Origin of the sequence: Flexivirga aerilata, assembly GCF_013002715.1 — a bacterium.
Taxonomy (GTDB): domain Bacteria; phylum Actinomycetota; class Actinomycetes; order Actinomycetales; family Dermatophilaceae; genus Flexivirga; species Flexivirga aerilata.
Window position 1 is genome coordinate 714,063 of sequence record NZ_JABENB010000002.1, and the last position, 24,094, is coordinate 738,156.

Annotated in this window: 21 protein-coding genes; 12 read left to right on the plus strand and 9 right to left on the minus strand. The window is 70.6% G+C overall.

The window, feature by feature from the left end:
- Position 1: 1 nt before the first annotated feature.
- Entirely contained in the window at positions 2 to 1,075 is a 1,074-nt protein-coding gene (locus HJ588_RS15205; protein ID WP_171157047.1) for a DUF4037 domain-containing protein, read from the minus strand.
- A 56-nt stretch (positions 1,076 to 1,131) separates the two neighbouring features.
- Between HJ588_RS15205 and HJ588_RS15210 the strand changes: the two genes are divergently transcribed.
- A complete protein-coding gene (locus tag HJ588_RS15210; RefSeq protein WP_171157049.1) occupies positions 1,132 to 2,406 on the plus strand; it encodes an MFS transporter in 1,275 nt (424 codons plus the stop codon).
- Here HJ588_RS15210 and panB read toward each other — a convergent pair.
- Positions 2,297 to 3,157 (minus strand): 3-methyl-2-oxobutanoate hydroxymethyltransferase, encoded by an 861-nt coding sequence (gene panB, locus HJ588_RS15215; protein ID WP_171157051.1) that lies wholly within the window; start codon positions 3,155 to 3,157, stop codon positions 2,297 to 2,299. The two genes, HJ588_RS15210 and panB, sit on opposite strands and share 110 nt — an antisense overlap.
- Before the next feature lie 164 nt (positions 3,158 to 3,321).
- Between panB and HJ588_RS15220 the strand changes: the two genes are divergently transcribed.
- The 3 genes from HJ588_RS15220 (at position 3,322) to HJ588_RS15230 (ending at position 10,133) form a co-directional block, all read left to right on the plus strand.
- A complete protein-coding gene (locus tag HJ588_RS15220) occupies positions 3,322 to 5,664 on the plus strand; it encodes an immune inhibitor A domain-containing protein (protein ID WP_343036750.1) in 2,343 nt (780 codons plus the stop codon).
- A gap of 115 nt (positions 5,665 to 5,779) precedes the next feature.
- A complete protein-coding gene (glnA, locus tag HJ588_RS15225; protein WP_171157053.1) occupies positions 5,780 to 7,117 on the plus strand; it encodes a type I glutamate--ammonia ligase in 1,338 nt (445 codons plus the stop codon).
- Between the two features lie 25 nt (positions 7,118 to 7,142).
- Positions 7,143 to 10,133 (plus strand): bifunctional [glutamine synthetase] adenylyltransferase/[glutamine synthetase]-adenylyl-L-tyrosine phosphorylase, encoded by a 2,991-nt coding sequence (locus HJ588_RS15230; RefSeq protein WP_171157055.1) that lies wholly within the window; start codon positions 7,143 to 7,145, stop codon positions 10,131 to 10,133.
- 4 nt (positions 10,134 to 10,137) lie between these two features.
- On the opposite strand, the gene HJ588_RS15235 is transcribed toward HJ588_RS15230, so the two are convergent.
- The gene (locus HJ588_RS15235) at positions 10,138 to 10,899 is read right to left on the minus strand and encodes an ABC transporter permease (RefSeq protein ID WP_343036751.1); all 762 of its coding nucleotides are present in this window, start codon (positions 10,897 to 10,899) and stop codon (positions 10,138 to 10,140) included.
- A gap of 79 nt (positions 10,900 to 10,978) precedes the next feature.
- On the opposite strand from HJ588_RS15235, the gene hisD reads away from it, so the two are divergent.
- From hisD to HJ588_RS15270, 7 genes are read left to right on the plus strand one after another with little or no spacing between them, the layout of a single operon-like run.
- On the plus strand, positions 10,979 to 12,325 hold the full coding sequence (hisD, locus tag HJ588_RS15240; protein ID WP_171157057.1) for a histidinol dehydrogenase: 1,347 nt from the start codon (positions 10,979 to 10,981) through the stop codon (positions 12,323 to 12,325).
- Complete coding sequence (locus HJ588_RS15245; protein WP_171157059.1) at positions 12,322 to 13,452, plus strand: histidinol-phosphate transaminase; 1,131 nt, start codon at positions 12,322 to 12,324, stop codon at positions 13,450 to 13,452. The genes hisD and HJ588_RS15245 overlap by 4 nt, the downstream gene beginning before the upstream one ends.
- Positions 13,449 to 14,054: an imidazoleglycerol-phosphate dehydratase HisB gene (gene hisB, locus HJ588_RS15250; protein ID WP_171157061.1), complete on the plus strand. Its 606-nt coding sequence runs from the start codon at positions 13,449 to 13,451 to the stop codon at positions 14,052 to 14,054. The genes HJ588_RS15245 and hisB overlap by 4 nt, the downstream gene beginning before the upstream one ends.
- Before the next feature lie 4 nt (positions 14,055 to 14,058).
- Positions 14,059 to 14,679: a hypothetical protein gene (locus HJ588_RS15255; RefSeq protein ID WP_171157063.1), complete on the plus strand. Its 621-nt coding sequence runs from the start codon at positions 14,059 to 14,061 to the stop codon at positions 14,677 to 14,679.
- On the plus strand, positions 14,676 to 15,305 hold the full coding sequence (gene hisH, locus HJ588_RS15260) for an imidazole glycerol phosphate synthase subunit HisH (RefSeq protein WP_171157065.1): 630 nt from the start codon (positions 14,676 to 14,678) through the stop codon (positions 15,303 to 15,305). The genes HJ588_RS15255 and hisH overlap by 4 nt, the downstream gene beginning before the upstream one ends.
- A 58-nt stretch (positions 15,306 to 15,363) precedes the next feature.
- Positions 15,364 to 16,119 (plus strand): bifunctional 1-(5-phosphoribosyl)-5-((5-phosphoribosylamino)methylideneamino)imidazole-4-carboxamide isomerase/phosphoribosylanthranilate isomerase PriA, encoded by a 756-nt coding sequence (priA, locus tag HJ588_RS15265; RefSeq protein ID WP_171157067.1) that lies wholly within the window; start codon positions 15,364 to 15,366, stop codon positions 16,117 to 16,119.
- Positions 16,116 to 16,994, plus strand: a complete 879-nt coding sequence (locus tag HJ588_RS15270) for an SseB family protein (protein ID WP_171157070.1) — start codon at positions 16,116 to 16,118, stop codon at positions 16,992 to 16,994. Before priA ends, HJ588_RS15270 begins: the two co-directional genes overlap by 4 nt.
- Positions 16,995 to 17,094: 100 nt before the next feature.
- Here the strand turns inward: HJ588_RS15270 and HJ588_RS15275 are convergent, their stop codons facing one another.
- From HJ588_RS15275 to HJ588_RS15300, 6 genes are all read right to left on the minus strand, one after another.
- A complete protein-coding gene (locus HJ588_RS15275) occupies positions 17,095 to 17,472 on the minus strand; it encodes an MFS transporter (protein ID WP_171157073.1) in 378 nt (125 codons plus the stop codon).
- Complete coding sequence (locus HJ588_RS15280) at positions 17,433 to 18,425, minus strand: 1-acyl-sn-glycerol-3-phosphate acyltransferase (protein WP_171157076.1); 993 nt, start codon at positions 18,423 to 18,425, stop codon at positions 17,433 to 17,435. Before HJ588_RS15280 ends, HJ588_RS15275 begins: the two co-directional genes overlap by 40 nt.
- On the minus strand, positions 18,422 to 19,276 hold the full coding sequence (locus tag HJ588_RS15285) for a patatin-like phospholipase family protein (RefSeq protein WP_171157078.1): 855 nt from the start codon (positions 19,274 to 19,276) through the stop codon (positions 18,422 to 18,424). Before HJ588_RS15285 ends, HJ588_RS15280 begins: the two co-directional genes overlap by 4 nt.
- Positions 19,277 to 19,287: 11 nt before the next feature.
- Positions 19,288 to 20,070 carry a hypothetical protein gene (locus tag HJ588_RS15290; protein WP_212755967.1) on the minus strand — a complete coding sequence of 261 codons (783 nt, stop codon included), beginning with the start codon at positions 20,068 to 20,070 and terminating at the stop codon, positions 19,288 to 19,290.
- An 84-nt stretch (positions 20,071 to 20,154) separates the two neighbouring features.
- The gene (gene lpdA, locus HJ588_RS15295) at positions 20,155 to 21,555 is read right to left on the minus strand and encodes a dihydrolipoyl dehydrogenase (protein WP_171157080.1); all 1,401 of its coding nucleotides are present in this window, start codon (positions 21,553 to 21,555) and stop codon (positions 20,155 to 20,157) included.
- A gap of 36 nt (positions 21,556 to 21,591) precedes the next feature.
- Positions 21,592 to 22,548, minus strand: coding sequence for a sugar-binding domain-containing protein (locus tag HJ588_RS15300; protein ID WP_171157082.1), 957 nt, complete (start codon positions 22,546 to 22,548; stop codon positions 21,592 to 21,594).
- Positions 22,549 to 22,768: 220 nt separating this feature from the next.
- Between HJ588_RS15300 and HJ588_RS15305 the strand changes: the two genes are divergently transcribed.
- Entirely contained in the window at positions 22,769 to 24,091 is a 1,323-nt protein-coding gene (locus tag HJ588_RS15305) for an ABC transporter substrate-binding protein (protein ID WP_425483556.1), read from the plus strand.
- Positions 24,092 to 24,094 lie beyond the last annotated feature (3 nt).

The following is a 24,094-nucleotide window of genomic DNA, read 5'->3' on the forward strand; positions in this document are numbered from 1 at the left end:
GTCAGCTCAGGGCCGCCTCGGTGATCGGCAGGTATCGCGCGGCGTGCACCAGCACCTGCGTGTTGTCGCTGAGCTGGCTGAGGTTGCCGACCGGCCGTAGCTGCCGGACTGCTGGGTCGCCGATCGACGCGAGGAGTGCGGTCGCGAACCGGTCGGCGCCCAGCACCCGGAAGGGCCGGTCGTGGAACGCCCGTGGCGCGGGATCGACCGGGGGTGTGATGCCGAGCTCGTTGTGTCGCTGCGCGAGGTGGGTTGCAGCCAGTAGATATTCACGTTCTCGCTCGGCGGGATCGCCGGCCCGGACGGTGGCCAGCAACTGCCCGTGCAGACCGGCCGAACCCGGCAGCGCGGCCACCGCACTCCCGAGCCATTTGGCGTATGGCGGGTAACGGCGCTCCATCAGCAGCGCGAGCTGCATGAGGTCGCGGACGATGCGTGCGGCAATGACCGATGCGCCGAGGGCGTCGCCGACCTCCCCGGCCCGAGCCATGAGGTGCTCGTCCTGGCCGACCCGGTCCCACCCTGCGGCCAGCACGTATCGCCAGACGTCGTCCGGATACCACGCGAGAGCCGTTCGTACGCGACCGAGTTCGCCGGTGTCGTCGTGATGGACAGCCCCGCCGGTGACCTCGGCGAGACGCTGGGTCGGCATGGACAGCCAGCGCAGCACGCTGACGCTGTCGCGCGGGTCGAAGCCGAGCGCCGCGGTGAGCCAGTCGCCGAGCGTGGTGACCTCCACGCCGTGTCGCGGCGCGTCGGGAGCGGGGGTGCGCGAGGCGCGGCGGTGGGCGAGATCGATCGGCCACCCGGCGACGTGCGGCGGGAGGTGCTGGTCGAGCACCTCGTGGAGCCGGCCGCCGTGACGGGCCAGGTCGCGCGGGGTGAGGAAGAGTTGGAGGCGCGGGCCCCAGTCGTGGTCGGTGGAGCGCGCGGTGTCGAACCCGAGCACCTCCGACCCGCCGCCGAGCAGCGCTGCCGCGTGCGGGAGCCCGGGGAGGTGGCGGAAGAGGAGCGGCGCGACGGCCTCGTCATACAGCATCCGGGAGAGGGTGCGTCCGGGCACGAAGTCGGGCATGACCTCAAGCCTGCCAGCCGCGCGCCTACCTCAGGCGATCGTTAGACTGCCTAACGATGACCGCGACGCCCGACTTCGACCTCCGACGACTGGCGATCCCGGCATACGGTCCGTCGCTGCTCTTCGGGGTGGCCGAGGGCGCGATGCTCCCGGTGATCCCGCTCTCCGCACGCGACCTCGGCGGGTCGGTCGCCGTCGCGGCCCTGATGATCACGCTGCTCAATGTCGGCTCGCTGCTGTTCAACGTGCCGAGCTCCATGATCACCGCGCGGTATGGCGAGCGCCACGCACTCATCGGCGCCTCCGTCGTCGGGGTCCTCTCCGCCGCGTGCTGCATGCTCGCCACGTCGCTCGCGATGTTCGCGGTCGGTGTCTTCCTGCTCGGCGTCAGCGGGTCGGTCTTCATGCTCGCCCGGCAGAGCTATCTCACCGAGGCGGTCCCTGCGCACTTCCGGGCGCGCGCCCTGTCGACGCTCGGCGGGGTGGGCCGGGTCGGGATGTTTGCCGGGCCGTTCGCGGGTGCGGCCGCCATGGGCCTCTGGCACCTGCGCGGCGCCTACGCGGTGTGCGCGCTCGCGCTGGCGATCGCGGGCGTCCTCGGCGCCACTCTGCAGGACCTGCCGCCGCACCCGGCCAGGGCGGCCGCTGCACCGGCCACCGTGCGCGGTGTCCTGCGTGACCACCGCAAGGTCTTCCTCACGATCGGCATGGGCGTGCTGCTGGTGTCCGCGATCCGCGCCACGCGCCAGGCGGTGGTGCCGCTCTGGTCGGAGCACCTCGGCCTCAGCGCCCAGACCGCGTCGATCATCTACGGCGTCGCCGGCGGCATCGACATGCTCGTCTTCTACCCGGCCGGGAAGGTGATGGACGTCTTCGGCCGCCGGTGGGTGACCGTGCCGTCGATGCTCGTGATGGGCCTGTCGATGATGGCGATCCCGCTGACCCAGGGCGCCGTCACGCTCTGCCTCGTCGCCTGCATCCTCGGCTTCGGCAACGGCATCGGGTCGGGCATGGTGATGACCCTCGGCGCCGACTACTCACCCGACGTCGGCCGGGCGCAGTTCCTCGGCATCTGGCGCGAGCTATCCGACGCGGGTCAGACCATCGGCCCCGCCGTGCTCTCCGGGGTGACCGCCGCGTTCGCGCTCGGTGCCGGCATCGTCACCTCCGGTGCCGTCGGGCTCGCCGCGGCAGCGGTCATGTGGCGCTCGGTGCCGCCGCTCAGGACTCGAAACTCTGCTCCGCAGAAGGAAACTCGCCCGACGCCACCTCTGCGGCATACGTCTGGGCAGCCCGGCCCAGCTCACCCCGCAGATCGGCATACTTCTTGACGAAGCGCGGCGACTTGCCGCCGCGCAGCCCGGCCATGTCCTGCCAGACCAGCACCTGGGCGTCGCAGTCGGGCCCGGCGCCGATGCCGATGGTCGGGATCGCCAGAGCCTCGGTCACCCGCTGGGCGGCCGGCGCCGGCACCATCTCCATCACCACCGCGAAGCAGCCCGCCTCCTGCAGCGCGAGCGCATCCTCGAGCAGCCGCTCCGCGCCGTCGCCGCGCCCCTGCACCCGGTAGCCGCCGAGCACGTGCTCGCTCTGCGGGGTGAAGCCGATGTGGCCCATCACCGGGATGCCGGCCCGCACCAGCAGCTCGACCTCCGGGACCATCGCCTTGCCGCCCTCGAGCTTCACCGCGTGCGCCAGCCCCTCCTTCATGAAGCGGGTCGCCGTCGCGAGCGCCTGCTGCGGGCTGGCCTGGTAGGACCCGAACGGCAGGTCCGCCACCACCATCGAGTGCGACGTCGCCGTCGCCACCGCCCGCACCAGCGGCACCAGGTGGTCGACGGTCACCGGCACGGTGGTCTCGAAGCCGAAGACGTTGTTGCCGGCCGAGTCGCCGACCAGCAGCACCGGGATGCCGGCCTCGTCGAAGATCTCCGCGGCATACATGTCGTATGCCGTGAGCATCGCCCACTTCTCGCCCTTGGCCTTCTTGGCCTGCAGGTGCGGGACTCGGACGCGGCGCTGCGGGGCCGCCTGGGCTCCGGTGCCGTAGGGGGCGCTGACCTCGGTGGGCTTGTCCGTCATACCGGCGACCTTATCGGCGGTGTGAAAATCGCCGCGAAGGGTAAAGGGCGTTCACAGAATTTCCAGGCTTTTCCCACCATTCGCCCAGCGAATGAGTCAAACTGCCAAAGTTGCCGTCCATCCCCGTCGCGGACGGCACAGATCGCCCAACACCCGGAGGAATTGTGAGAAGACGTGTCTTCAAAGGCGTAGCCGGACTCACCGCGACCGCGGCGACCGCAGCCTTCACCATCGGCGCGAACAGCCCGTCCGCCCTCGCCGCCGCGGCACCCCCGCAGGAGCCGGGCAAGGTGACCAAGTCGGACAACCTGCCCAACCCGCGGGCCGAGAAGCAGGCCAAGCTGCGGCAGGAGGCCGTGACCAAGCTGGTCAAGGGGCAGGCCAAGGTCAAGACCATCGGGGGCAAGAAGGTCATCGAGCTGCAGGCGCCCGAGGCCGGTGCCGCGCAGGCCGGGGCCCGCGGCAAGGGCAGCAAGCCCAGGAAGGGCAAGTACGTCGAGTACGACCCCAACCAGACGACCAAGATCTTCACCACGCTCGCCGAGTTCGGCACCCAGACCAAGCCGGTCCAGGGCGGCACGCCCGGGCCGGTGCACAACCAGATCCCGGAGCCGGACCGGTCGACGAACAACTCGACCTACTGGGAGAAGGACTTCAACCAGCAGCACTACGAGAACATGTTCGACGGCGACGGCGAGTCGTTCCAGAACTTCTACAAGAAGCAGTCGCAGGGCCGCTTCCAGGTCACCACCGAGGTCTCGGACTGGGTGAAGGTGCCCTACAACGAGGCGCGTTACGGGCACAACCCGGTCGACAGCAACGGCGACGGCGTGCCGGACGACGGCACCAGCGAGGCCGAGGGCTACTGGTCGTTCATCAAGGACTCGCTGACCGCCTGGTACAACCAGCAGAAGCAGTCCGGCAAGACCGACGCCCAGATCAAGGAAGACCTGAAGCAGTTCGACACCTGGGACCGCTACGACTACGACGGCGACGGCAACTTCAACGAGCCGGACGGCTACATCGACCACTACCAGGCGATCCACGCCGGTGAGGGCGAGGAAGCCGGCGGCGGCGCCCAGGGCGACGACGCGATCTGGTCGCACCGCTGGGCGGTCAGCTCCGGCATCGGCACCACCGGCCCCGCGGACAACAAGTCCGGCGGTGTGCAGATCGGCAACACCGGCATCTGGGTCTCGGACTACACCACCGAGCCGGAGAACGGCGGACTCGGCGTGTTCGCGCACGAGTTCGGCCACGACCTCGGTCTGCCCGACCTCTACGACACCACCAACCGGGGTGACAACAGCGTCGCCTACTGGAGCCTGATGAGCAGCGGCTCGTGGCTCAACCACGGCAAGGACGACATCGGCACCACGCCGGGTTACATGGGCGCCTGGGAGAAGCTGCAGCTGGGCTGGACCGACACCCAGACCGTGCAGTTCGGCGAGCGTGCCGACGTCAACCTCGGCCCGGCCGACGAGGACAGCAAGCAGAAGCCGATGGCGCTCGCGGTCAACCTGCCCGACCAGACGGTCGTCACCAACTACAACACCCCGAAGTCGGGTCAGTACGAGTGGTGGAGCGGCCGCGGCGACAACCTGAACAACACGCTGCAGCGCGAGGTCGACCTGACCGGCGCGAGCAGCGGCTCGGTGTCGGCGGCCCTCTGGTACGACATCGAGCAGGACTACGACTACCTCTACGGTCAGGTCTCCACCGACGGCGGCGCCACCTGGACCAACGTCGGCGACGCGATGACCGGCAAGCAGGAGTCGTGGGGCACCGTCAGCTACGACCTCACGCCGTACGCCGGCAAGAAGGTGCTCTTCCGCTTCTCCTACCAGACCGACGGCGGCGTCAACGAGGCCGGCGCGTTCCTGGACGACATCACCGTGAAGGTGGGCGACATCGCCACGACCGACGACGTCGAGTCGGCCACGTCCGCGTGGACCCCGAAGGGGTTCGTCCGGATGGGCGGCACCACCAGCGAGCAGGTCAGCCACTACTACCTGGCCGAGTCCCGCCGTTACAACGGGTATGACGCGACGCTGCGCACCGGGCCGTACAACCTCGGCTTCCCGGACAAGCCGGACTGGGTCGAGCACTACCCCTACCAGGACGGTCTGGTGGTCTGGTACGTCAACAACCGCTACCCGGACAACAACGTCACCAAGCACCCCGGCTACGGCCAGGTGCTGCCGGTCGACGCGCACCCGCGCCCGAACGTCTGGCCGGGCGGCACGGTTGCGAGCAACCGGATCAACTCCTACGACTCGACGTTCGGGCTCGACCGCACCGACGCGTTCACCCTGCACCGCAGGGGTGCGACGCTGGACTTCCTGTCGCAGGCGCCGGTGAAGACGTTCGACGACACCAACCCCAACCAGTACTGGTACGCACAGTCGCCGACCTCGTCGGTGAAGGTGGCCGGCACCGGCACGCAGATCACCGTCCACAACAAGCAGGGCGACGGTCTGAAGGTGCAGGTCCGGTTCACCCGCTGACCTCCGTCGGCAGGGTATGACGCAGGCGACGCGCCGGTCGCGGGATTGCTCCCGCGGCCGGCGCTTTCGCGTGCCCGCTCCCGTCATACGGTCCCGGTAAGGCAGGATCTGCGGTATGGATCGTCAGCAGGAATACGTGCTCCGCACCATCGAGGAGCGGGACATCCGGTTCATCCGGCTCTGGTTCACCGACGTGCTGGGGACGCTGAAGTCGGTGGCCGTCGCACCCGCCGAGTTGGAGGGCGCCTTCACCGAGGGCATCGGCTTCGACGGCAGCTCGATCGAGGGCCTCGCGCGGGTGTTCGAGTCCGACATGCTGGTGCTGCCCGACGCCGACACCTTCCAGGTGCTGCCCTGGCGTGGCGAAAACCCGGGCACCGCAAGGATGTTCTGCGACATCCGGCTGCCCGACGGATCGGCAAGCCAGGCCGACCCGCGCAACGTGCTGCAGCGGGCGCTCACCAAGGCCAGCGACAAGGGGCTGACGTTCTACACCCACCCCGAGATCGAGTTCTACCTCTTCGAGCAGAACATGCGGCCGGGGGAGCCGCCGACGCCGGTCGACCAGGCCGGGTTCTTCGACCACGTGCCGCACGGCACCGGGCACGACTTCCGCCGCTCGGCGATCTCGATGCTGGAGCAGATGGGCATCTCGGTGGAGTTCTCCCACCACGAGGCCGGGCCGGGGCAGAACGAGATCGACCTGCGCTACGCCGACGCCCTCTCGACCGCCGACAACATCATGACCTTCCGCACCGTGATCAAGGAGGTCGCGCTCGAGCAGGGCGTGTTCGCCTCGTTCATGCCCAAGCCGCTCGCCGACGCCCCCGGCTCCGGCATGCACACCCACGTGTCGCTGTTCGAGGGCGACCGCAACGCGTTCTACGAGGCCGGCGCGCCCTACCAGTTGTCAAGCACGGCAAAGGGATTCATCGCCGGCATCCTGCACCACGCACCGGAGATCTCGGCGGTCACCAACCAGTGGGTCAACTCTTACAAGCGCATCTGGAGCGGGGCGGAGGCCCCGGCGCACGTCAGCTGGGGGCACAACAACCGCAGCGCGATGGTGCGCGTGCCGATGTACAAGCCGGCCAAGGGCCAGAGCGCGCGGGTCGAGGTGCGCTCCATCGACGCGTCGGCCAATCCCTATCTCGCGTATGCCGTCGTGCTCGCGGCCGGCATGAAGGGCATCGAGGAGGGCTACGAGCTGCCGCCCGAGGCCGAGGACGACGTGTGGAACCTCACCGACCGGGAACGCCGGGCGATGGGGATCGACCCGTTGCCGGCGTCGCTGGATCACGCCATACATCTGATGGAGGGCAGTGAGCTGGTCGCCGAGACCCTCGGCGAGCACGTCTTCGACTTCTTCCTGCGCAACAAGCGCGCCGAGTGGGCCGGCTACCGCGACCAGGTCACCCAGTTCGAGCTGGACCAATACCTCAAGCGACTGTGATGCGCCAGGCAACGACCGTGCAGCCGTGAACGTGCCCCGGGAGCAGAGCCGTCGAGCGGCACTGGTGCGGGCCGGCTTTGCCGAACCCACCCGCGCCGAGCCGATGCTCGACGAGTTGGAGCTGCCCGCCGACGCCATCGCGACGATGAGCCGGGCGGCCTCGCCCGACCAGGCGTTGCTCGGGCTGGTGCGGTTGCGCGAGGTGCTGCCCGATGCCGAGAAGCGCTCGTTCGCAGCGCTTTTCGCCGACGACCCGGACGCCTGGGCGCGGCTGGTCGCGGTCACCGGTGCCTCCGCCGCGCTGACCGACCGGCTGATCCGGCACCCCGACCAGTGGCACGACGTCGCCGCGGCGCGCATCGCCCCCCGCGAGGAGCTGTATGCCGCGCTCACCGATGCCGTCGGGGACCGCACCGGCACCGAGGCGTATGACGCGCTGCGCGTCGCCTACTTCCGGCAACTGATCCAGATCGCCGCCGTCGACCTCGCCGGCGACGGGATCGAGCAGTTCCCGGTGATCGCCGAGGCGCTCTCGGACCTCGCGGGCGCCGCGCTCGAGGCTGCGCTGCGAATCGCCCGCAACACCGTCTCCGACGAGGAGAGCTGCCGGCTCAGCGTGATCGCGATGGGCAAGTGCGGCGGCCGCGAACTCAACTACATCAGCGACGTCGACGTCATCTTCGTCGCCGAGCCGGCGGGCGACGCCGACGAGGACGAGGCGCTCGCGGTCGGCACCAAGCTCGCGACCGAGCTGATGCGTGCGTGCTCGGTGGCGACCGGCGAGGGCAGCCTCTGGCAGGTCGACCCGGCGCTGCGCCCCGAGGGCAAGCAGGGGCCGCTCGTGCGCACGGTCGCCTCCCACCGCACCTACTACGAGCGGTGGGCCAAGACGTGGGAGTTCCAGGCACTGCTCAAGGCCCGGCCGATCGCGGGGGACGAGGAGCTCGGCGCGGCATACCTGGAGGTGATCCAGCCGATGGTCTGGCGGGCCGCGGGCCGCGACCATTTCGTCGAGGACGTGCAGGCGATGCGCCGCCGGGTCGAGCAGCACCTGCCGGCGGCCGAGGCCGACCGGGAGCTCAAGCTCGGCAAGGGCGGCCTGCGGGACATCGAGTTCAGTGTGCAGCTGCTGCAGCTGGTGCACGGGCGCACCGACGAGCGGCTGCGCAACCGCAGCACGCTGGCCGCGATCGAGTCGCTCTCCCGGGGCGGCTACATCGGCCGGGTCGACGCCCACGAACTCGACGACGCCTACCGGCAGCTGCGGCTGCTGGAGCACCGCATCCAGCTGTCCCGGATGCGGCGCACCCACCTGCTGCCGACCGGTGAGGGCGACCTGCGCGCGCTCGGACGGGCCGTAGGTCTGCGGGTCGACGCCGAGCGGAAAGTGGTCGAGCTGTGGCGGTCGCAGTCGGCCCAGGTGCGCCGGCTGCACGAGCGCATCTTCTACCGGCCCCTGCTCTCGGCGGTCGCCCGGTTGTCCGCCGACGACGCCCGGCTGTCGCCGGAGAGCGCGCGAGATCGCTTCGCAGCGTTGGGGTTTCGCGACAGTGCGGGAGCGATCCGGCACATCGAGGCGCTCACCGCGGGCGTCAGCAGGCGGGCCGCGATCCAGCGCACGCTGTTGCCGGTCATGCTGCAGTGGTTCGCCGAGGAGGTCGACCCCGACCTCGGCCTGCTCGCCTTCCGCAAACTCAGCGACGCGCTCGGCTCGACGCCGTGGTTCCTGAAGATGCTGCGGGACGAGGGCCGCGCCGCGGAGACCCTGGCCCGGGTGCTGGCCAGCAGCCGCTTCGTCGGGCAGTTGCTCGAGCGCGCGCCGTCGGCGGTGTCGGTCTTCGGCAGCCGCGAAGCCCGGCGGCCGCTCACCCGCGACCAGCTGGGCTCCACGATGCGCGCGGCGATCCAGCGCCAGGACGACGACGACGCGGCGCTGCTCGCGGTCCGCTCGGCCCGCCGCAACGAGCTGATCCGCATCGCGGTCGCCGAGCTCTCCGGTGAGCTGGAGGACCTCGACGCCCTGGAGATCGCGCTGACCGACCTGGCCGCGGCCACTCTGCAAGGCGCCCTGGACCTCGCGATCCGACACGTCGAAAAGGAAAGCGGCACCATGCTTTCCACCTCGCTCGCGATCATCGGCATGGGCCGGTTCGGCGGCCGTGAGCTCGGCTTCGGCTCCGACGCCGACGTGATGTTCGTGCACGACCCGTTGCCCGGCGCCGACGCCGGCGTCGCCCAGTCCCAGGCGGAGCAGGTCGTGGCCTACCTGCGCACCGGCCTGTCCGCGAGCGGGCCGGACCCGGCGCTCGGGGTGGACGCCGACCTGCGGCCGGAGGGCAAGGCGGGGCCGATCGTGCGCACGCTCGCGTCATACGCCGGTTACTACGAGCGCTGGTCGGAGGGCTGGGAGGCGCAGGCGCTGCTGCGGGCGACGCCCGTCGCCGGCGACGAGGACCTCGGTCGCCGGTTCACCGACCTGATCGACCCGTTGCGCTGGCCGGAGGGGGGCATCAGCGAGAAGGCGGTGCGGCAGATCCGCACTCTCAAGGCGCGCATGGAGGCCGAGCGCATCCCGCGCGGGGGAGACGTGCGCACCCATTTCAAGCTGGGTCGCGGCGGGCTGTCCGACGTGGAGTGGACGGTCCAGCTGGCGCAGCTGGAGCACGCCCACGAGATCCCGGCACTGCGTCATCCGGGCACGATCACGCCGTTGCGGGTGATGGCCGAGCACGACCTGATCAGCCTGCGGGACGCCGCTGCGCTCCGCGAATCATGGTCGCTGGCAACGCGATTGCGCAACGCATCGGTGTTGTGGCGGGGTCGTCCGGTCGACGCGCTGCCGAGCAACCTCACCGACGCCGACGGCATCGCCCGCATCCTCGGCGCACCGGTCGGCGCCGGTCACGAGCTGGGGGAGCGCTACCTGCGCGTCGCCCGGCGGGCCCGCGCCGTCGTCGAGCGGGAGTTCTACGGCTCCGACCCCGACGAGGGCGACGACTTCGAGCCGACCCGGTAGCGACTCAGCGGGAGCGGCCGATCGCGCCGAGCATGCCGCGGATGGTCAGCTCGGTGGTCACCAGCACCGCGATCGCCTGCGCCACCAGCAGCGCGATCAGCACGAGCAGCTGCACGGCCGCGGCCTCCCACGCGCTCGCCCCACCGAGCAGCGCACCGACGAAAGCCCCTGGCAGCGTGACGATCCCGACGGTGCGGGTCTGGTCGAGCCCGGGGATCAGCGCCAGCGCGGCGTCGTCGCGGGCGACCACGTCGGCGGCGTCGCGGTCGCTGAGACCGATCGACAGCCCGGCCTCGTATTCGCCATATCTGGTGCTGAGCGCATCGTGGATCCGCTTGCCGGTCAACGAGGTCGCGGTCATCGAGTTGCCGCCGACGATGCCCAGCACGGGGATGACCGCGATCGGCCGCACCGGCACCAGCCCGGTCGCCAGCATGCCGAGGACACCCGGCACGACCCCTGCACAGATCGGCAGCAGCGTCCAGGGCGACCACCGGCCGAGGATCCGGTGGGCGCTGGTGAACGCCGCGACACCGAGCATCAGCGCGCAGAAGAGCAGCGACAGCGGCCACGAGTGCAGCACCGCACCGATCACCAGGCCGACAACCGCCAGCTGCACGGTCGCCCGAGCCGCCGCGGTCAGCTGGCCGAGACCGCTGCCGAGTCGTCCCCAGCGCACGATCGCCGCGGCGAGCAGCGCGCCGCAGATCACGAAGATCAGCACCGCGACCTCGTCGCGCCAGCCGTGCATCTGGACCAGGCTCACGCCACCTGAGTATGGCCCTCGGTCGCTCGCGCCTCGGACGCGACGCGGGTCACGCTGGCCGCGACCCTAGAATTGCCGCGTGATTGCTCGTGTCGACCTGCGTGGTGCCGCCCTGTCCTCCCTGGACGCGCGTGCGCTGCGCGAAGCCCTGCCCCGCGCCGAACTCGACGTCGAGGCCGCACTGGAGACCGTGCGGCCGATCTGCGAGCAGGTGCATGCGGGCGGGGTCGACGCGATCCTCGACCTCGACGAGCGCTTCGACGGCATCCGGCCGCCGTCGCTCCGGGTGCCGGCGGAGGTGCTCGACAAGGCGCTCGCCGCGCTCGAGCCGACGCTGCGCGCCGCCCTGGAGGAGTCGATCCGCCGCGCCCGGCTGGTGCACGCCGACCAGGCACGGGTCGACTCGGTGACCCAGGTCGTCCCCGGCGGCACCGTCACCGAACGCTGGGTGCCGGTGGACCGCGTCGGGCTCTACGTGCCGGGCGGCCAGGCGGTCTACCCGAGCAGCGTCGTGATGAACGTCGTGCCGGCGCAGATCGCCGGTGTCGGCTCGCTTGCCGTCGCCAGCCCGCCGCAAAGCTCGAACACCGGTGATTTCGTGGGCTATCCGGACCCGACGATCCTCGCGGCGTGCGCGCTGCTCGGGGTCGACGAGGTCTACGCCGTCGGCGGCGCCCAGGCAGTCGCGATGTTCGCATATGGCGCGAGCGACGCCTCCGGCGCGACCGTCTGCGAGCCGGTGACGCTGGTGACCGGCCCGGGCAACGTCTACGTCGCCGCCGCCAAGCGCCTGCTGCTCGGCATCATCGGCATCGACGCCGAGGCCGGCCCGACCGAGATCGCGATCCTCGCCGACGAGACCGCCGACGCCGAGCTGGTCGCGGCCGACCTGATCAGCCAGGCCGAGCACGACGAGCTGGCCGCGTCGGTGCTGGTCACCGACAGCGAGGAGCTGGCCGCCGCCGTCGAGGCGGCGCTCGAGCGGCGGGCCGCGCGCACCAAGCACACGATCCGGGTCAAGACCGCCCTCGGCGGCCGGCAGTCCGGCATCGTGCTGGTCTCCGGGGTGGACGAGGGCGTGCGCGTCGTCGACGCCTACGCGGCCGAGCACCTGGAGATCCAGACCCGCGACGCCGCGGCGGTCGCGGCCCGCATCCGCAACGCCGGCGCGATCTTCGTCGGCGACTACGCGCCGGTGAGCCTCGGCGACTACGCCGCCGGATCCAACCACGTGCTGCCGACCGGCGGGTGCGCCTGCCACAGCGGCGGCCTGTCGGTGCAGACCTTCCTGCGCGGCATCCACGTGGTCGACTACTCGCGCGAGGCGCTCGCCGACGTGGCCGACACCGTGGTCACGCTCGCCACCGCCGAGGACCTGCCGGCACACGGCGAAGCGGTCACCGCCCGCTTCGCGTCGGACTCGTGACCGAGCTGCGGGCGTTGCTGCGGCCCGAGTTGCAGGGAGCAACGCCCTACGGCGCCCCGCAGCTCGACGTGCCGGTCGCCCTCAACACCAACGAGTCCGCCTACCCGGTGCCGCCTGTCGTGGTCGATCAGATCGCCCACGACGTCGCGCAGGTCGCGGCCACGCTCAATCGCTATCCCGACCGCGAATTTGCCCGGCTGCGAGAGCTTTTGGCGTCATACCTGACGAAGACGAGTGGCGAGCACGTCACCGCCGACCAGGTGTGGGCGGCCAACGGGTCCAACGAGGTGCTGCAGCACCTGGTGCAGGCGTTCGGGGGAGCGGGGCGCACCGCGCTCGGTTTCACCCCGTCCTACTCGATGCACCCGCTGATCGCCGGCCGCGGCGGGGCGACCTGGATCGACGGGCTGCGGGACGCCGACCCCAAGCGCTTCGACCTCGACGCCGACCTCGCCGTCGAGCAGACCAAGCAGCACGACCCGGACCTGATCTTCCTGACCTCGCCGAACAACCCGACCGGCACCTCGATCGATCTCGACGTCGTGCGGCGGGTGTATGACGCGAGCGACCACGCGATCGTGGTCGTCGACGAGGCCTACACCGAGTTCGCCCGCACCGGCACCCGCAGCGCGCTCACGCTCCTGCCGGGCCGCGACCGGCTGGTGGTGAGCCGGACGATGTCCAAGGCGTTCGCGTTCGCCGGCGCCCGGCTCGGATACTTCGCCGCCGCAACCGAACTCGCCGAGTTGATGCGTCTGGTGCGGCTGCCCTATCACCTCTCGAGCGTCACGCAGGCCGTCGCGTGCGCGGCGCTGGAGCACGCCGACACGATGCTGGCGATGGTGGAGCGCATCAAGACCACCCGCGACGCGCTCGTCGACGGTTGTCTCGAGCTCGGGCTGCAACCGGTCCCGAGCGACGCCAACTTCGTGCTCGTCGGGGGATTCGCCGACAGTGCGACGGCGTGGCAGGCTCTGCTCGACGAGGGCGTGCTGGTGCGTGACGTCGGCATCCCGCACCACCTGCGCATCACCGCCGGCACCGCCGAGGAGAACACCGCCGTGCTGCAGGCATTGCGCACGGTCACGGCCGCCGGTCGCACGAGCACGACGAAAGGCAACGCATGACCGAGCACCGCACCGCCCGCATCGAGCGGGCGACCAAGGAGAGCCAGATCGAGCTGTCGCTCGACCTGGACGGCACCGGACAGAGCGATGTCTCGACCGGCGTGCGGTTCTACGACCACATGCTCGAGAGCTTCGCCAAGCACAGCCTGATCGACCTGTCGGTCAAGGCAACCGGCGACCTCGACGTCGACGCGCACCACACGGTCGAGGACACCGCGATCGTGCTCGGGCAGGCGGTGCGCGAGGCGCTCGGCGACAAGTCCGGCATCTCCCGCTTCGGCGACGCGACCGTGCCGCTCGACGAGGCGCTGGTGCACGCGGTCGTCGACGTCGCCGGGCGCCCCTACGTCGTGCACACCGGCGAACCCGACGGCCAGATCTACGCGATCATCGGCGGCAACTACGCCGGCTCGCTGACCCAGCACGTGCTGGAGAGCTTCGGCCACCACGCCGCGATCGCGCTGCACGTGCGGGTGCTCTCCGGCCGCGACCCGCACCACATCGTCGAGGCGCAGTTCAAGGCGGTCGCCCGCGCGCTGCGCGCGGCCATCGCCCGCGATCCGCGCGTCGTCGGCATCCCGAGCGCCAAGGGCGCGCTGTAAGTCCATGGCGGCACCGAGTCGTCGATCCGGCGTGCTGCTGCTGCACGGCGACGCCAAGTCGGCGTCGGCGTGGGTGCGCCAGGGGATCGTGCCGTCATACGTCGTGCCGCTCGCGGGGTGGACCGCCGTCGTGCCCGGCGGCGCTGCGCAGGGGCCTGCGCCATACGACGATCGGCTGACGGTCACCGCTGCTCGCCCGGTGCCGGCGCGAATGCGAACAGCGTTGGGATTCTTCGAGATCGGCGGTCGCGCTGTCGTGGTGGTCCACCCGCGCGGCTGGCGTGCGCTGCCGCGGTGGCTGGTCTGGGAGTCCGGACGGGGCGTCGCCGGCCTGCCGTCGCTGCCGACCGCGCGCCCGGGTGACCTCGCGATGGCCGCCGGGGTCGTGCCCGAGGCGACCCGGCCGATCCGGCAGGTGCTCGCCGAGCACTCCGCACTCGCGCTCGACGTGCTCTCCGACCTGATGACGACCCTCGCGCTGCCGGGGGAGGAGCTCCTGCGTGGCGGCGTCGTGAAGTCGGCGGACGACGCGGCGCTCATCGAGCCCGACGGCAAGTCGGTCGATCGCTTCGCTCGGGTGACCAAGGAAGACAAGGAAATTCGGGCCGAGTTGGAGTCGATGTGAAGAAGGTCGTCGTCTTCGACTACGGCAGCGGCAATGTCCGGTCGGTCGTGCGGATGCTCGAGCGGGTCGGGGCCGACGTCACCCTCACCGCCGACCACGACGCCGCACTGGCCGCCGACGGACTCTATGTGCCCGGCGTCGGCGCCTTCCACGCCTGTATGACGGGGCTGCTCGCCGCGGGGGGTCGCGAGGTGATCGCCGAGCGCATCGCGAGCGGCCGGCCGGTGCTCGGGGTCTGTGTCGGCTTCCAGGTGCTCTTCGACGGGTCGACCGAACCCACGACGCTGCAACCGCCGCCACCGGGTCTCGGCCACTTCGTCGGGGTCGTCGACCGGTTGCAGGCGCCGGTCGTGCCGCACATGGGCTGGTCCCTGGTGCAGGCACCGGAGGAGTCGACGCTCCTCGCGGGTGTCGCGGACGAACGCTTCTACTTCGTGCACTCCTACGCCGCGTCGCAGCTGCTCGCCAGCCGCGTCGCCGGCTACCCGCTCGTGACGACCGCGGAGCACGGCGGCGCGTTCGTGGCGGCGGTCGAGGACGGTCCGCTCACCGGCACGCAGTTTCATCCCGAGAAGTCCGGCGACGCCGGCGCCCAGCTGGTCGCCAACTGGCTGCGTAGTCTGTGATCTTCGTAGTCTGCGACCTTCGACATCTACCAATCAGCGCTCAGATCAAGGAGTTTCGATGACTGACGAGGCGGCTCCCCGGCTGCAGCTGCTGCCCGCGGTCGACGTGGCCGGCGGCGAGGCCGTGCAGCTCGTGCAGGGCGTGGCCGGCACCGGCGGGCGCTTCGGTGACCCGTTCGAGGCGGCGAAGGCCTGGCAGGACGCCGGTGCCGAGTGGCTGCACCTGGTCGACCTGGACGCGGCGTTCGGGCGCGGCAGCAACCGCGACCTGCTGGCCGGCATCATCGGCCGGCTCGACCTGCAGGTGGAACTCTCCGGGGGCATCCGCGACGCCGAGTCGCTCGCCGCGGCGCTGGCGACCGGATGCCGCCGGGTCAACCTCGGCACCGCCGCGCTGGAGGACCCGGAGTGGACCGCGCAGGCGATCGCCGAGCACGGTGACCGCATCGCGGTCGGGCTCGACGTGCGCGGCACCACCCTGGCGGCGCGCGGCTGGACCCAGGAGGGCGGCGACCTCTGGGAGACCCTCGAGCGTCTCGACCGCGAGGGTTGTGAGCGCTACGTGGTGACCGATGTCGCCAAGGACGGCATGCTGCAGGGGCCCAATGTGACGCTGCTGCAGCAGGTCTGTGCGCGCACCGACCGGCCCGTCGTCGCCTCCGGAGGGGTCTCGACCCTGGACGACGTGCGGGCGCTGCGCGAGCTCGTGCCCGACGGAGTGGAGGGCGCGATCATCGGATCAGCGCTCTACAAGGGGGCTTTCGAGCTTTCCGACGCCCTCGACCTGGCCGGCCGGCCGGAGGCGCGGACGTGACGAGCGGCCCGGCGAACGGACAGGACGGCCCTGCAGCCGGTCCGGCTGACCCGGGTGGCACGGCCGGCTCGGGCGGCACGACCGGTGCGGCTGACCAGGGTGGCACGGCCGGCTCGGGCGGTGCGGCTGACCCGGGTGGCACGGCCGGTGCGGCTGACTCGGCTGGGCAGACGTTCGCGGGCCGGTCCCTCGCCGGCACCGGATTCGACGGCGACGACGGGTCGGTCGACGCCGGCCTCGCGGCGGCGCTGGCCGACCGCACGGACGAGCGCCGGCTGATGGCGGCGCTCGCCGGGGCGCGGCTGCTGGTCCCGGTCGTCGCCGCACCGACCGAGGTCGACGACTCCGGCGAGCACGCCGTCGAGAAGACCACCGACATGGCGGTGGTCACCCTCACCGCGCAGTCCGGGGAGCGCGCCCTGCCGGTCTTCTCCGACGTGGTGGCCCTCGCGGCGTGGGACCCGGCCGCCCGGCCGTCCCCGGTCACCGCCGCGCTGGCGGCGCAGGCGGCCGTGGGCGAGCAGTGCGACGTCATGGTGCTCGACGTCGCCTCGCCGCAGCCGCTGGTGCTGCGGCCGAGCATGGTGTGGGCACTCGCGCAACGTCACGAGTGGCTTCCGCCATACCTCGATCAGCATGTGCAGCAGGCGTTGCGCAAGGCGGTCGCCGACGAGCCGGACGTCGCCGAGGCCCGCGGCGAGGCGGGCGCCGAGCCGGGGGAGCTGCGCGTGGTGCTGTCGGTGCTGCCGGGCCTCACCCAGCAGGAGCTGCAGGCACTCGCCCGCCGGGTCGGCGAGACCGTCGCCACCGACGGCGAGGCGCGCGCCCGCATCGACGGCCTCGCCTTCGCGATCGTGGCGGCACCGACCTCCTGACCGAGCAGCCCTCCTGACCGAGAGGCACACCTCCGCACCGAGAGGCACACACGTTCGACCCGATTGTGTGTGCCTCTCGATGCGTTGATGGGCCGGTCGATCAGGCGTGCGCGGGGGCTCCCTCGCGGGTGCGCTTCGGCAGCAGGAAGGTGAGCGCGAAGGCGATCGCGACCGCGCCGATCGCCACCCAGGTCGTGACCTGGGTCGCGGCGCCGAAAATCGCAGTGCGAGAGCCTGTTCCGCCGTCGACGTGACCGAAGAAGACCGTGCCGAGCACCGCGACGCCGAGGGCGCCATCGATCTGCTGCACCGCGGTCATCGACCCGGACGCCGAGCCCGACTCGTAGTCGTCCGCCACGAAGACGACCAAGAAAGCGGCCGGCAAGACGACCAAGAAGGCGGCCAGCGCGACAGCCAGCAGGACGGCCAAGAAGGCCGTCAGGAAGGCGACGTAGACCGCTGGGCGGCGCGGTCCCATGCGTCGATCTCGCCCCACCGGTCGTGCAGCCACTGGTGGGTCTGGTCGTCCGGCGGTGCGGGGTGCATGCGGAGCCGCACCTCGACGGTGCCGTCCAGCGGCACGCCCTGCCAGATGGTGCGCACCGAGTTGAAACCTTCCAGCCCGCGGTGCGCGGCGACCACGAGCGGCAGCCCCGGCCGGGCGGCGAGCAGGCGGCGCAGGCCACCGGAGCGGGGCGGCAGGACCGAGGGGTGCTGCCGCATCCAGCGCGCTTCGTCGTCGCTCGCCTGCGCCAACTGCGCCTCCCACCGGGCCGGCGTCCAGTTGCGGCCCTCGGGGAAGAGCAGCAACGCGTCGTCGTCGGCATCGATGCTCTGCGCGAATTCGACCAGCCGGCGGCTGCTTTCCTCCCGGTCGACGCGGCGCGAGGGGAGGAAGTGCGCGTCGAGGCGAGTGAGGACCAGGTCGACCGCGGCGTCCCAGAGCAGGAAGCGCTTGAGCAGCACGCGCGGCTCACGTCGCAGGTGGTGGGTGAGGACGTAGGCGATCAGCGGGGAGTCGCCCAGCCCCGCATGCCGGCTCAGCACGAGCAGGCCTGCGTCATACGTCCGGGTGCGTGGGTCGATGTCGATCAGCAGCCGGATCCTCATCACCCGCTGCGCGATCGCGATGACCCGGTGCAGCGCGGACCCGATCAGGTCGATGTGGTCGAGCCGCCAGGTCGCCGGATCGGAACGGCCCAGCCGCCTCCTCACCCAGAGGCGCCACGCGCCGACGACCACACTGAGATCGGCCGCGATCGCTGCCGCCAGCATGATCAGGATGCGGGTCAATCGCTTGCGACGCGAAGGGATTTCGAGGATCAGCGCGAGCCCGGTGCCGGCAGACAGGACGACGAGCAGAGCCATGCCGCCGATGACCTGCACCGGGTGGCAGACGACGCGCCGCACCCAGCGCGGGGGCACGATCACGACGAGCGGCGTTCTTCCTCGTCGAGATAGGCATGCGCGGCGTCGTATGCCGAGTTGACCCGTCCGAGGACGAACGCGCGGTTGATGTGCAGCAGCGACACCATCGGCGCGTCGCTCGTGCCGGTCGGCAGCACGTGCAGCCGCACTCGGTCGGGCACCGACGCGATCTCTTCGAGGTAGCGGTGCCGGCGGGCGATCTCGAAGGTGACCTGCCCGACCTGCCACGGCCAGCGGGGCGGGCTGAGTGCCTGCTCGACCCGGCCCACCTGCAGGACGTAGACGTCGGTCGCGCCCAGGCTCACCGCGCGGCCGACCGGGATCGAGTGCACCAGTCCGCCGTCGAAGAAATGCTCGTCGCCGATCCGCATCGCCGGGAAGAGCCCGGGCACGGCGCAGGACGCGGCGATCGCCTCGGGCAGCTTGCCCGACGAAAACCAGTGGGACACAGCATGTTCGACACTTGCGGCGACGCACTGGAAGGGCACCTGCAACTCCTCGAATGTCTGCACCGGAAGCTCCTGGCGCAGGATGCGCAGCAGCGGACCAGGGGAGTAGAGGTGGGTGCGCAACCGGCCCGGCCGCCAGCGTCGGCGGCCGCGGGAGGTGCCGGTGTCGAAGAGCAGCCGCCCACTCCCGAGCCCGGCCCACAACTCGCCGAGCGCCTCGATGCCGTCCTCGCTCGGCTCGGCCGCGACGAACGATCCGTTGATCGCGCCGATGCTGGTGCCGACGACCAGGTCCGGGGTGATGCCGCGCTGCAGCAGGGCGCGCATGGCACCGATCTGGGTGGCGCCGAGCACGCCGCCACCGCCGAGCACGAACGCGGTCTTGAGGGCGGCGGGTGCGGTCATGACGCTGGACCCTACCGACGTCGCTCCGCCGGGTCGGGGTCGGTGGGGCCGCCCGCGACGAAGTCGGCGATGTTCGCGGTGAGCCGCCCCCATTGGGCGTCCCAGCGGCGGCTGCGCTCGGCGGCCCGGGCCGCCTTGGCCGGGCCGTAGCGCCCGCCCCACCAGGAGTGCGGCCGGGCGAGGGTGAGGGAGGCGAAGAGGGCCACCGGGCCGACGAAGGCACCGATGAGGGCGACGTGGTATTTGCCCTTCAGCACGACCACGATCTCGGTGAGGATGTGCACCGGCAATCCGGCGAGCATCACCAGGTGGATCCAGTGATGTCGTGGATCGGCATGGAAATGAAAGGGTTCCAGTCCGATCGTCAGCAGGGCGAGGCACGCCGTCGTCAGCGTCACCAGCTCCACCGAGACCCGGCCCTCGCCGCTCCAATAGACGTCGCGCAGGTGCAGGATCAGCGCGAACTCGTCCAGCAGCAACGACGCGCCGACGCCGATCAGCACTGCCGCGATCTCGATCCACGGGCGCGTCCCACGCGCTGCCAGGCTGGCGAACGAGCCGATGAGCAGCACCACCAGCCCGGGCACTGCATGGTGGACGTGCACCCCGGCCGACGACACCCGGTTGCGGAACGGCCCGCGCCCGGCGCGTATCAGCCGGGTGATCGTGCGGGTGACCAGGAAGGTCGCGATGAACGCGAAGAGCGCGAGCAGCAGCGGCAGCCGTCCGGGGTCGAGGACATGACTGTCGAGCCAGGCACGACCGTGGGCGGTCAGCAGGAGGAGCAGCTGCACCGGGCCATTCTCACCCGGGCGGCTGCGAGCCGGCTCAGAGCTTGATCAACCTCAGAGGTAATCAGACTCAGAGCTTGATCAGACTCAGAGGTTGATCATGTGGCCGGCGATGCCCTCGACGGCCTCCTTGACGGCCTCGCTCAGCGTCGGGTGGGCGAAGATGTTGCGCGACACCTCGTCGGCGGTCAGGTCCCACTTCTGCGCGAGCGTGAGCGCGGGCAGCAGCTCGGTGACCTCGGGGCCGATCATGTGGGCGCCCAGCAGTTCGTTGTGCTTGGCGTCGGCGACCACCTTCACGAAGCCGACGGTCTCGGCCATGCCGCGGCTCTTGCCGTTGGCGGAGTAGGGGAACGACGCGGTCTTGACGTCATACCCGAGGTCCTTGGCCTGCTGCTCGGTGTAGCCGAACGAGGCGATCTGCGGCTGGCAGAACGTCGCCCGCGGGATCATGTCGAAGTCGATCTCGACGGTCTCGACGTCCGCGATGGTCTCGGCGGCGACGATCGCCATCGCCTCGGCGGTGTGCGCGAGCATCAGCTTGCCGGTGACGTCGCCGATCGCGTAGACGCCGTCGACGTTGGTGCGGCCCCGGGCATCGACCGCGATGGCGCCCTTGTCGTTGAGCTCCACGCCGGTCTTCTCCAGGCCGTAGCCCTGGGTGCGCGGCGCGAAGCCGATCGCCTGCAGCACCTTGTCGGTCTCGATGACCTGGCTGTCGCCGCCGGCCGCGGGGGAGACGGTGACCTTGACCTTGTCGCCGGAGTCGTCGATCGACTCGACCTTGGTCGACAGCAGCACCTTGATGCCGAGCTTCTTGTACTGCCGCAGCAGCTCCTTGGACACGTCGGCGTCCTCAGTCGGCACCATCCGGTCGAGGAACTCCACGATCGTGACGTCGACGCCGTATTGGCTCATCACGTAAGCGAATTCGACGCCGATGGCACCGGAGCCGGCGATGACGATCGACTCCGGGAGGTTGTCGGTGAGGATCTGCTCCTCGAAGGTGACGACCCGCTCGGACAGCTCGGTGCCCGGGATGAGCCGGGTCGTGGTGCCGGTGTCGATGATGACGTTGTCGGCGGTCACCGTCTCCGAGCCGCCGGCGTTGAGTGCGACCTCGATCGTGTGCGGGTCGGTGAAGGTGCCGGTGCCCTCGAACTCGGTGACGGAGTTCTTCTTCATCAGGTAGTGCACGCCCTTGGCGCTGGCGTCGGCGACGCCGCGGCTGCGGGTGAAGGCGACGCCATAGTCCATCGACACGTCGCCGGAGATGCCGAACGTCTTGGCTTCCTTGGTCAGGATGTGGGCGATCTCCGCGTTGCGCAGCAGCGCCTTGGACGGGATGCAGCCGACGTTGAGACAGATGCCGCCCCAGTACTGCTTCTCGATGATGGCGGTCTTGAGGCCGAGCTGGCTGGCGCGGATGGCCGCGACATACCCACCAGGACCTGCACCGAGGACTACGACGTCAAAGTGTTGTGCCACGTCATCAGACGATAGCCCGCCGCCGGGCGGCACATCTCAGCGCGTCGGCAACTCGTGCAGCAATGCCTCGGCGAGCGGACGGTCGACGACCAGCCGGTTGACGTAACCGCCCCTGACCGCCGCCCGCACCACATCGGCGCGCGGCGCGCCGAGGACCAGGCCGATCACGTCGGGTATGCCGCGCAGCTGATCGGCCGACAGCGTGATGATGCGGTCGGCGAGGTCACCGTCGACCGGGTTGCCGCCCGCGTCGATGAACACCCCCGAGATCTCGCCGATCGCGCCGGCCGTGGTCATCGCGTCGCGCTCGGCGGGTGTGGCGAGGTCGTAGAGGGTGGACTCGCCGGACGCCCAGCCGCCGACGCCGACGACGGCCACCGTCACGTCGGGCACCCGGTCGAGCGCATCGGCGACGCCCGGCTGCCGCCGCAACATGTGCGCGCTGTCGGCGTCGGCGGCCACGAGCGGCGCATAGAAATGGTGGGCGGTGCCGTGGCTCAGGTTCGCGGCGCTGCGCACGACGTCGACCGGCGTCTCGACATCGGGTATGGCGAGCGCCCCGGACAGTTGCACGACCGGCACGCGGGGCAGTTGCTCCAGGGCCGCGACCGTCGCCGAGACCGTGCGGGACCACGGCAGGCCGAGCACGTCGCGCTCGGTGACGATGCGGGTCAGCTCCCGGGCCGCCATCGCGCCGATGTCGCGCCGCAGCTCCTGGACGGTCTGCTCGGTGTCGGGTCGCACCACCACGGCCGCGGCGAGCCCGAGCTGCTCGGCGAGACGTTCGGAGAGGCGGTAGTCGACCTGCGGCTCTCCGAGGATGTCGATCCGCACGATGCCGCGGGCGCGCGCGGCATCGAGCAGCCGGGCCACCTTGAAGCGGGAGAGGCCGAGCTCGCGGCCGATCTCGATCTTGGACTGGTCCTGCAGATAGAACCGCCGGGCGACCCCGGCGAGCAGCGCGCGATCGCTGCTGGTCGATTCGATCGGCACGTTCGGCACGTCCGGCCCCCTTGTCCATCCGCTGTCGTCCACGGGCACTTCGGTCCCCGATTTGCCCACCTGACCCGGTGAAGTGTGTCACACTATTTCTCATCTGTGCGGAGAACTGCTCATATGAGCACAACCGAGTTGAGTTTCTCACGACTCCTGAGGAGGACGCATGCGAGCGCGGAGACGACGGATTGCGGCCCTGGCGGCCGGTGCAGTCGCGATGAGCACGCTCACCGCGTGCGGGGCCGCCGCCGGCTGGGGCGGTGGCGGCGGAGGGGGTGGCGCCAACACGATCAACGTGCTGATGGTCAACAACCCGCAGATGATCGACCTGCAGAAGCTGACCGACCAGTACTTCACCAAGCAGACCGGCATCAAGGTCAACTACACGGTGCTGCCCGAGGACGACCTGCGCGACAAGGCCAGCCAGGAGTTCTCCTCCCAGGCCGGGCAGTACGACGTGGCGACGCTGTCCAACTTCGAGATCCCGATCTACGCCAAGAGCGGCTGGGTGGCGCCACTCAGTGACGACATCGCCAAGGATCCGGGCTTCGACCAGGGCGACATCCTGAAGTCGATGCAGAAGGCGCTCACCGTCGACGGCACGGTGTACGGCGAGCCGTTCTACGGCGAGTCGTCGTTCCTGATGTACCGCAAGGACGTCCTCGCGTCCAAGGGCATCACGATGCCGCCGAACCCGACCTGGCAGCAGGTCGCCGACATCGCGGCCAAGGTCGACGGCGCCCGGCCCGGTATGGCGGGGATCTGCCTGCGCGGCCAGCCGGGCTGGGGGCAGGTGATGGCTCCGCTCACCACGGTGGTCAACACCTTCGGCGGCACGTGGTTCGACAAGGACTGGAAGGCCAAGGTCGACGCACCGGAGTTCACCCGCGCGACGCAGTTCTACGTGGACCTGGTGCGGCGCCACGGGGAGAAGGGTGCGGCGCAGGCCGGCTTCACCGAGTGCCTGAACAACCTCACCCAGGGCAGTGTCGCGATGTGGTACGACGCGACGTCCGCCGCGGGCTCGCTCGAGGCGGACGGCTCGCCGGTCAAGGGCAAGATCGGTTACGCGCCGGCCCCCGTCGTCGAGACCAAGAGCGCCGGCTGGCTCTACACGTGGTCGTGGGCGATCGAGCAGGCGAGCACGAAGCAGTCGGCCGCGTGGAAGTTCGTGTCGTGGGCCAGCAGCAAGCAATACCAGCAACTGGTCGGCGAAAAGCTCGGCTGGACGAGGGTTCCGGCGGGTTCACGCGAATCGCTCTACTCCAACCCGGCATACCTGGCGAAGTCGTCCGCCTTCGCCAAGCCGACCCTTCAGGCGATCGAGGGTGCCGACCCGAACAACCCGGGCGTGCAGCCGCGCCCGGCACCGGGCATCCAGTTCGTCGACATCCCCGAGTTCACCAATCTCGGCACCCAGGTGAGTCAGGACATCAGCTCGGCGATCGCCGGCAAGGAGTCGGTCAAGAGCGCCCTGACGAAGGGCCAGCAGCTCGCGGACGATGTCGCGAAGCAGTACCGGAAGCGGGAAGGGAAGTGATCT